The 8,358-nt window shown below is 41.2% G+C and carries 8 protein-coding genes and 1 pseudogene; 8 read left to right on the top strand and 1 reads right to left on the bottom strand.

The genetic code is table 11. The annotated features are described in order from the left end of the window. The 3 genes and pseudogenes from WB217_RS07470 to rsmI all read left to right on the top strand — a co-directional run. Nucleotides 1-231: pseudogene (locus WB217_RS07470) on the top strand (SAM-dependent methyltransferase); the annotation flags it as partial. Next, complete coding sequence (locus tag WB217_RS07465) at nucleotides 218-505, top strand: GIY-YIG nuclease family protein (RefSeq protein WP_423992092.1); 288 nt, start codon at nucleotides 218-220, stop codon at nucleotides 503-505. The pseudogene WB217_RS07470 and the gene WB217_RS07465, both read left to right, overlap by 14 nt. After that, a complete protein-coding gene (gene rsmI, locus WB217_RS07460; protein WP_423992090.1) occupies nucleotides 483-1,364 on the top strand; it encodes a 16S rRNA (cytidine(1402)-2'-O)-methyltransferase in 882 nt (293 codons plus the stop codon). Before WB217_RS07465 ends, rsmI begins: the two co-directional genes overlap by 23 nt. Before the next feature lie 73 nt (nucleotides 1,365-1,437). Here the strand turns inward: rsmI and WB217_RS07455 are convergent, their stop codons facing one another. Continuing rightward, nucleotides 1,438-1,725: an AbrB/MazE/SpoVT family DNA-binding domain-containing protein gene (locus tag WB217_RS07455; RefSeq protein ID WP_215034644.1), complete on the bottom strand. Its 288-nt coding sequence runs from the start codon at nucleotides 1,723-1,725 to the stop codon at nucleotides 1,438-1,440. 650 nt (nucleotides 1,726-2,375) lie between these two features. Here WB217_RS07455 and metG point away from each other — a divergent pair. From metG to rsmA, 5 genes are all read left to right on the top strand, one after another. Further along, entirely contained in the window at nucleotides 2,376-4,331 is a 1,956-nt protein-coding gene (gene metG, locus WB217_RS07450) for a methionine--tRNA ligase (protein ID WP_423992088.1), read from the top strand. A 512-nt stretch (nucleotides 4,332-4,843) separates the two neighbouring features. Then, nucleotides 4,844-5,611: a TatD family hydrolase gene (locus WB217_RS07445; protein WP_423992086.1), complete on the top strand. Its 768-nt coding sequence runs from the start codon at nucleotides 4,844-4,846 to the stop codon at nucleotides 5,609-5,611. 237 nt (nucleotides 5,612-5,848) lie between these two features. Then, nucleotides 5,849-7,033 carry a ubiquitin-like domain-containing protein gene (locus WB217_RS07440; protein WP_423992094.1) on the top strand — a complete coding sequence of 395 codons (1,185 nt, stop codon included), beginning with the start codon at nucleotides 5,849-5,851 and terminating at the stop codon, nucleotides 7,031-7,033. Between the two features lie 237 nt (nucleotides 7,034-7,270). After that, entirely contained in the window at nucleotides 7,271-7,831 is a 561-nt protein-coding gene (gene rnmV / locus WB217_RS07435) for a ribonuclease M5 (protein ID WP_423992084.1), read from the top strand. Further along, a partial coding sequence (gene rsmA, locus WB217_RS07430) for a 16S rRNA (adenine(1518)-N(6)/adenine(1519)-N(6))-dimethyltransferase RsmA (RefSeq protein ID WP_423992082.1) occupies nucleotides 7,824-8,358 on the top strand: 535 nt, incomplete at its 3' end. The genes rnmV and rsmA, both read left to right, overlap by 8 nt.

Genomic DNA, 8,358 nt, shown 5'->3' with positions numbered 1-8,358 from the left:
CATCGTCCGGGCCGGCTGATCGATATCATCGAACTGATGAGAAAATATCGACTGGAGCCTAAGCGGATTCAATTTGTCTATCCAAAGGCTGGTAAAGAAGCCAATACATTGCTGATCGAAGCAATTAAGGATGGCAGCCCTGATCTTAAAATACTTGAACCGCTGATTGTCTATGATGACAATAATGAATACACCCCAGTCGTGAAAGAAATTTTATATGGAAGCAAGTAGGCATTATTTCTATGTCCTGCTTTGCAGGGATGGCAGCCTCTATGCCGGATATACGAATAATCTTGAACGCCGGCTGAAAATGCATAACGAGGGGAAAGGTGCAAAATACACCAAGGGTCGGGGACCGGTAAGGCTTGTGTATTCGAAATCCTTTGATGAAAAAAGCGACGCGATGAAAGCGGAATATGAATTTAAGCAATGGACACGAAAAAAGAAGGATGACTTTCTTTTAAGAGAAATGGGTGGTTTATATGCATCAGCAGAAAAGCTTTGAGCGGGAGAATGAAAAAGGAATCTTGTATCTTGTGCCTACGCCGATTGGCAACCTCGAGGATATGACCTTCAGGGCAATCAAAATAATGAAGGAAGCCGATCTAATCGCCGCCGAAGATACGCGAAATACGAAGAAGCTTTGCAATTATTTTGAGATTGAGACGCCTGTTACGAGCTATCATGAACATAATAAGGAAAGCAGCGGCTATAAGTTACTTGAAAAAATAAGAGATGGGGCAAAAATTGCCTTGGTAAGCGATGCGGGGATGCCAACCATATCCGACCCCGGTACTGAGTTGGTTGCTGAGGCAATCTCAGAGGGACTGACGGTAGTTCCTCTTCCAGGTGCAAATGCGGCATTGACTGCGTTAATCGCTTCTGGGATCCAGCCACAGCCGTTTTATTATTATGGGTTTCTCCCGAGAGGCAAAAAGGAAAAGAAGAAAGAGCTTGAAATATTGTCAAAACAGACAGCAACCATCGTCCTTTATGAATCTCCCCACCGGTTAAAAGAAACGCTGTCTTTAATGCTGGAAGGGCTAGGCGACAGGAAAATTGTCCTTTGCCGTGAACTGACGAAGAAATATGAAGAATTTATCAGAGGAACGATTTCGGAGACATTGGAATGGGCGCAGACTGAAGAAATACGTGGTGAGTTTGTTTTAATCATTGAAGGAGCTTCCTTAAGTTCTATTGAAGAAGGAGAAACTCACTGGTGGGAAAAATTAAGCTTGAATGAGCATGTAGAGCACTATATCTCGGAAGAAAAGATGAATTCGAAAGAAGCCATCAAACAAACGGCCAAAGATAGAGGCATGCAAAAACGAGATGTTTACCAGGCCTACCATGTAGATGAGTAAATAGCAGAAGAGTTATCATGTGAAAATAACGATAAAAAAGGCCGTGGGAGAATCCACGGCCTTGCTTGTATTATTAAGCTTTTACAGGTTCAAAGTTTCCCTGGATTTCTTGTAGAAGCTGCTCTGCGCCTTCGCGGCTAAGGATTAGCTTTCCGCCTGCCAATGTGATGTTGTTATCAGATACTTCACCAGTGATATGGCAAGTCATGTTAGGCTTATATTTTTTAAGGATGATGCGGTCATCGTCGACATAGATTTCTAGAGCATCCTTTTCTGCGATGCCAAGTGTTCTTCTTAGTTCGATCGGAATAACCACGCGTCCAAGTTCATCAACTTTACGTACAATACCAGTAGATTTCATAGTAAAATAGTCTCCTCTCATTTCCCCATATATTATTTCGTCATAATTCGACATATTTTTTTCTATTGGTTTTATAATACCAGCGATTCCAATAACCGTCAATTAATTTATTTTTCTTCCATTAACAATTTTTAACACTTTATAAAAACCTTTTTATATCAACGTTTTTGAATGGTAAGTCCAATAGGCGCAAGGAATAGCGCGGAATTATTACCAGAAGAAACAGACAAAAATGGTATTGTGAATATAATATTAGGCGCGCGATTCGACAAATTTCTACATTAGTTTCGACAAAATGTCATAAGTTTGTCATATTCACGTCATATTGCACATTTTAAGTAAAATGGGTATATTTTGAGGATAGTTGAGCAATCATTCTATTAGGCTCATTTCCAGAACTTTGTATTATTTATAATAAGGAATAATCAGCTTAACAAAGCTAAATTCTTAGAATGGAACCTTCGAAAAGAACGTAATTTGAAACCTGACTTTCTATTATGTATATAAAGAGTGCTGAATAAGTTGAAAATGATAAGCTCTTGCCTAATAGGGCGGGGCTTTTTTAACACTACAGTAGGAAAGCCAAGGCATTAGCTGGTATAATAACTACTATTAGAATGAACTAGCAGTTTTAGTTAAGGAGGATCTTCATGGAAGAGAAACTGAAAACCTTTTATCTTACGACCCCTATTTATTACCCAAGCGGCAATCTGCATATTGGCCACGCTTATACGACTGTGGCCGGTGATGCAATGGCACGTTATAAAAGGCTCCGCGGCTTTGATGTCATGTATTTGACTGGCACGGATGAACACGGGCAAAAAATACAGCGAAATGCTGAAGCTAAAGGAATTACGCCACAGCAATATGTCGATGAAATTGTCGATGGCATCCAGGAGCTATGGGGGAAGCTGGATATATCGTACAACGATTTTATCCGTACTACTCAAGACCGCCACAAGCAGATTGTCGAGAAGATTTTCGCGCAGCTTTTGGAGCAGGGCGATATCTATCTTGATCAATATGAAGGCTGGTACTGTACTCCTTGTGAATCCTTTTACACAGACCGACAGTTAGAGGATGGAAATTGCCCAGACTGCGGCCGTCCTGTTGAAAAGGTAAAGGAAGAATCGTATTTCTTTAAAATGAGCAAATATGCCGACAGGCTGCTGAAGTACTATGAAGAAAATCCTGAGTTCATCCAGCCGGAGTCACGGAAGAATGAGATGATCAATAACTTCATCAAGCCTGGACTTGAGGATTTGGCTGTATCACGTACGACATTTGATTGGGGCGTAAAGGTTCCAGGAGATCCGAAGCATGTCATTTATGTATGGATTGACGCATTATCGAATTACATTACAGCACTTGGATATGGCACAGAGGATGATTCTAAGTATTTGAATTACTGGCCTGCAGACGTCCACCTTGTTGGAAAAGAAATCGTCCGCTTCCATACGATTTATTGGCCAATCATGCTGATGGCGCTTGATCTTCCACTTCCTAAAAAAGTTTTCGCCCATGGCTGGCTTTTGATGAAGGATGGAAAGATGTCAAAATCAAAGGGCAATGTAGTGGACCCTGTTACTTTGATTGACCGCTATGGCCTTGATGCACTACGCTACTACTTGTTGCGTGAGGTTCCATTTGGTTCTGATGGCGTGTTTACACCAGAAGGCTTTGTCGAACGCATTAACTTTGATCTTGCCAATGACCTTGGCAATCTGCTGAACAGGACAGTTGCGATGATCAATAAATACTTTGATGGTGAAATACCTGCTTATAACGATTCCGAAGGGGAGTTTGAGAAACAGCTTCTCGAAGTAAACAACGAAACGGTACAAAAGTTTGAAGAAGCTATGGAAAAAATGGAGTTTTCAGTGGCGCTTACTTCTGTGTGGCAGCTGGTAAGCCGCTGCAATAAATTCATTGATGAAACCCAGCCTTGGGTACTGGCAAAGGATGAAGCTCAAAAGGATGCTTTAGCTAGTGTAATGGTTCATCTTGCCGAGTCATTAAGAAGAGTTGCTGTCCTCTTGAAGCCATTCTTGACAAGGACTCCTGATAAAATCTTTGCCCAGCTGAATGTCGCTTCTGAATCGCTTCAAACATGGGATAGCCTTGAATCATTCGGACAAATTCCTGCAGGTACAAAGGTTGTACAGGGAGAGCCGATTTTCCCACGTCTTGACTTGAAGGAAGAGGTTGATTTTATCAAAGAAAAAATGCAGGGTTCAGCTCCTGCAAATGCACCTGTTGAAGAAGAAAAGCCGGAGCCGCAGGAAGAAATCACGATTGATGATTTCATGAAGGTCGAGCTTAGGGTTGCAGAAGTCATTCATGCAGAACCAGTGAAAAAAGCTGATAAGCTGTTAAAGCTTCAATTAAACCTTGGCTATGAGAAACGCCAGGTAGTGTCAGGAATTGCGAAATACTATAAACCAGAAGACCTTGTTGGCAAAAAAGTCATTTGCGTCACAAACCTTAAGCCTGTAAAACTTCGAGGAGAACTTTCCGAGGGAATGATTCTTGCGGGCGAAAAAGACGGCGTTATGTCACTGGCTACAGTAGATGACTCACTGTCCATTGGGGCAAAAGTGAAATAGTCGACAAGAAAACAAGAAAAACCTGGAAATGTTCCATGTGTAACATTTCCAGGTTTTTTCATGCTCAAAAAGAGCAAACTGTTTGTGAGATTTGTCTATTGGAATTGTCATAAAGGATATTCCCGTAGTTACTTTTAAGGAATCTCTTCAATAGAGCCTTCATAAAGGACAAAACTACCATAATTTAAAAATATATATTCAATAGCGCCTTCGTAAAGGACAAAAAAGTCATGATATTAATGAAATATGTCCTATGGAGGTATCGGAATGCAAAATGAATTAATTCTACAAGATATTTATATAAATAGAAGAAATATGCACGTTTGCCATTCCCGTCAATTGTCGGGTTTTTAAATATTCAGAACCAAAAATTTGACCTTAACCGCTGAAAAAAGTTATGATATCGACAAAACTTTATCACGATTTTAAGAACTTAGTCGCCTGTCTATTCTACTTACAATCAGTGATTGTTAGAATGAAGCTGTAAGCGGTGCCAGTAAAGGAGTTTGAAGATGCTTTTTGACACACATGTACACTTAAATGCAGAACAATTTAACGACGATCTCCAGGAGGTCATTGACCGAGCAGTTGCTGAAGGTGTAACCAATATGGTTGTAGTCGGGTTTGACGAGCTGACCATCAAAAAAGCAATCGAGCTGGCTGAGGAGTACGATTTTATCCATGCAAGCGTTGGCTGGCATCCAGTTGATGCAATTGATATGACACCCGAACACCTTGATTGGCTGAAGGAGCTGGCAAACCATCCGAAGGTGGTCGCACTTGGGGAAATGGGGCTTGATTATTATTGGGACAAATCCCCCAAGGAAATCCAGAAAGAGGTTTTCCGTAAGCAAATCAGGCTGGCAAGAGAAGTGAAACTTCCTATCATCATACATAATCGTGACGCAACAGCTGACATAGTAGAGATTTTAAAGGAAGAGAATGCAGGGGAAGTTGGCGGGATTATGCATTGCTACAGCGGCAGCGTGGAAACAGCGCTGGAATGCATTGATATGAACTTCTATATTTCGCTTGGCGGGCCAGTTACATTTAAGAATGCCAAGAAACCGAAGGAAGTCGCAGAATCAATTCCGCTGGACCGTCTGTTAGTAGAAACAGATTGCCCATATTTGACTCCGCATCCATATCGCGGGAAAAGGAACGAGCCTGCCTATGTAAAACTGGTCGCCGAAGAAATTGCAGGATTAAAAGGGTTATCTTTTGAGGAGATTGCTGAAGCAACAACCCAAAATGCAAAAAAATTATTCGGCATAAAGTGATAAAGAATGTTGTCGATTTATCAGCAAGGTTGTCCAAAAAAATTGTGATTCTAAAAAGTTCTACAAGTCTCACTTTCAACATAGGATAACCGTGTCGATAACTCTTGCTTTCCTTTTTATGGAGCTTCTTGCATAATAGGGTTTACCTTTGGCAGGGGTGTCTGGGTTGACAAGTCGGCAACAATATCTTTATAATCACTCCGAGAAGAGGAGGCGTTTTTCATCGTGATTAATAGTATGAAAAACCTGTTTTACAAGACTTTGAGTAAGAATAAGCTGGTGATTTTTTCTGCTAGTTTCCTAGTTTTTGCGGCTGCTTTGGGGATCTTCATGTATGAAGGAACCAAGAAGACAGTGGCATTGACGCTGGACGGACAGGAAAGAGTCATTAAAACACACGCGAATACCATCCAGGAATTATTTAATGATCTCGATATTTCATTGCGCTCAGAGGACTATTTATCGCTGGCGGCAAACACGGAAGTCAAGAATGATTTAGCCATCGTGTGGAAACCGGCAAAACAGGTAGAGGTAATACAGAATCAGGAAAAGAAAACGTATTGGACAGCAGCCGATACTGTGAAGGACTTCCTGAAGGAACAAAATATTGTTTTGAATGAACACGACCAGTTAAACCTAAACCCAGACGCTAAACTGAAAAAGGATATGAAGATTGCCATTCAAAGAGCTTTCCCGCTTAAACTTGTAGTAGGCGGCAAGAAGCAAGATGTGTGGTCGACTTCGACTACGGTCGCTGACTTTTTATCACAGCAAGGGATTACACTCAACAAATTAGACCGTGTTGAACCTGAACTTAAGCAGACAGTCACAAAAAATGCCGTGATTAATGTCATTCGAGTTGAAAAAGTCACCGATGTAGTGGAAGAACCAATTAATTATGCAGTCATCACCAAAAACGACAGCAATCTGGAAAAGGGTAAACAGAAAGTCGTAAACGAAGGCCAGGAAGGCTTACTATCCAAGCGTTATGAAGTAGTCTTGGAAAATGGCAAGGAAGTTTCAAGAAAACTGGTCAGCGAGAAGAAAATGAAGGAAAAACAGGATAAAGTCGTGGCGATGGGAACTAAAGTGTTAGTTGCTCAAGTTTCACGTGGGTCAAGCGAGCCTGCAGGCAAGGAGATTTATGTGTCTTCCACTGCGTATACGGCTAATTGCAATGGCTGTTCTGGTTACACAGCGACGGGAATGAACTTAAGGGCGAATCCAAATGCAAAAGTAATTGCGGTGGATCCCAGGGTTATTCCATTAGGGACTAAAGTATATGTTGAGGGCTATGGTTATGCAATAGCAGCGGATACAGGTTCTGCAATAAAAGGCTTTAAGATTGATGTCTTTTTCCCATCTAAATCAGATGCATTCCGTTGGGGAAGTAAGCGCGTCAAAATCAAAATTCTAAATTAATTCATGGATGCAGGGGAACCTTCCTCTGCATTTTTTGTTTTTTAGCTTATATAAGTTTAAGGTATAATAAGAAAAGTGTTACTTATTTATTACCCGGTAGAGTTATAAATTAATCTAAAATGTTTTCACTTATATAGACGATTATATTGCAGAAATGTTTCAAGTATTTCAGAGAAATATTAATTTTTTTTATTAATTTTTTTAAAGTTTTATTAAGGTGCTCGTATTGGAGGAAACATGAAAATAAAAGAAATAATCGTAGTCGAGGGCAAGGACGATACAACCGCAATCCGCCGTGCAGTGGATGCTGACACATTAGAAACAAATGGTTCAGCCATCAATGCGGAAACAATTGAACGGATTCGCAATGCACATGAAATACGAGGAGTCATTGTTTTTACGGATCCGGATTATCCTGGTGAAAAAATCCGTAAAACGATTTCGGAACAAATAGCCGGCTGCAAGCATGCTTTTATTCCGAAAGAATTAGCCAAGCCAAAGTCTGGGCGCGGAATAGGTGTTGAACATGCTTCACCCGAAGTAATCAGGGAAGCTCTTAAGGGTGCGCAGGTAATGGACACGGAAGCGGTCGAAGAAATCAGCCAAGAGGATTTGATCGTTGCTGGGCTGATTGGCGGATCAGGCGCTAAGGAAAGACGTGAAAAGCTAGGCAGGCTGCTTAGAATTGGGTACACAAACGGAAAGCAGCTTCACAAGCGTTTAATGATGTTTCAGGTGAAAAGACAGGATTTCGCAGATGCGTTAGCTGAAATCCTTAAGGAGGAGCAAGATGCATAAGGATATAGCGACACCTGTAAGAACAAAGGAAATACTTGATAAATACGGATTCTCTTTTAAAAAGAGCTTAGGGCAGAATTTTTTGATTGATACTAATATATTAAACAGAATCGTTGACCATGCAGAACTAACGGAAAAAAGCGGAGCAATTGAAATTGGACCTGGAATCGGAGCTCTTACGGAACAATTGGCAAGAAGAGCAGAAAAGGTCGTTGCTTTTGAAATTGACCAGCGTCTTCTCCCAATATTGGAGGATACACTATCGCCGTACCCTAACGTTAAAATCATCCATAGCGATGTTCTGAAAGCAGATGTACAGGCAGTGATTGAAACTGAATTCGCAGGACAGGAGGAAGTAATGGTCGTTGCCAACCTTCCTTATTATGTGACGACACCCATCTTGATGAAGCTGCTTGAGGAAAGGCTGCCAATCAGGGGAATTGTCTGCATGCTACAGAAGGAGGTTGCGGATCGGATTTCGGCAAAGCCTGGGACGAAGGAGTATGGCTCATTGTCCATTGCTGTCC

The sequence above is a fragment of the Mesobacillus sp. genome (genome assembly GCF_049588175.1).
GTDB lineage: Bacteria > Bacillota > Bacilli > Bacillales > Cytobacillaceae > Mesobacillus.
The sequence above is the reverse complement of the archived record's forward strand: the minus strand, read 5'-3'. Positions and strand labels throughout refer to the sequence as shown.

Coding starts and splice junctions, on each gene's coding strand:
- metG (WP_423992088.1), top strand. CDS start 2,376: ATGGAAGAGAAACTGAAAACCTTTTATCTTACGACCCCTATTTATTAC.
- rsmI (WP_423992090.1), top strand. CDS start 483: ATGCATCAGCAGAAAAGCTTTGAGCGGGAGAATGAAAAAGGAATCTTG.
- rnmV (WP_423992084.1), top strand. CDS start 7,271: ATGAAAATAAAAGAAATAATCGTAGTCGAGGGCAAGGACGATACAACC.
- WB217_RS07465 (WP_423992092.1), top strand. CDS start 218: ATGGAAGCAAGTAGGCATTATTTCTATGTCCTGCTTTGCAGGGATGGC.
- WB217_RS07455 (WP_215034644.1), bottom strand. CDS start 1,725: ATGAAATCTACTGGTATTGTACGTAAAGTTGATGAACTTGGACGCGTG.
- WB217_RS07445 (WP_423992086.1), top strand. CDS start 4,844: ATGCTTTTTGACACACATGTACACTTAAATGCAGAACAATTTAACGAC.
- WB217_RS07440 (WP_423992094.1), top strand. CDS start 5,849: ATGAAAAACCTGTTTTACAAGACTTTGAGTAAGAATAAGCTGGTGATT.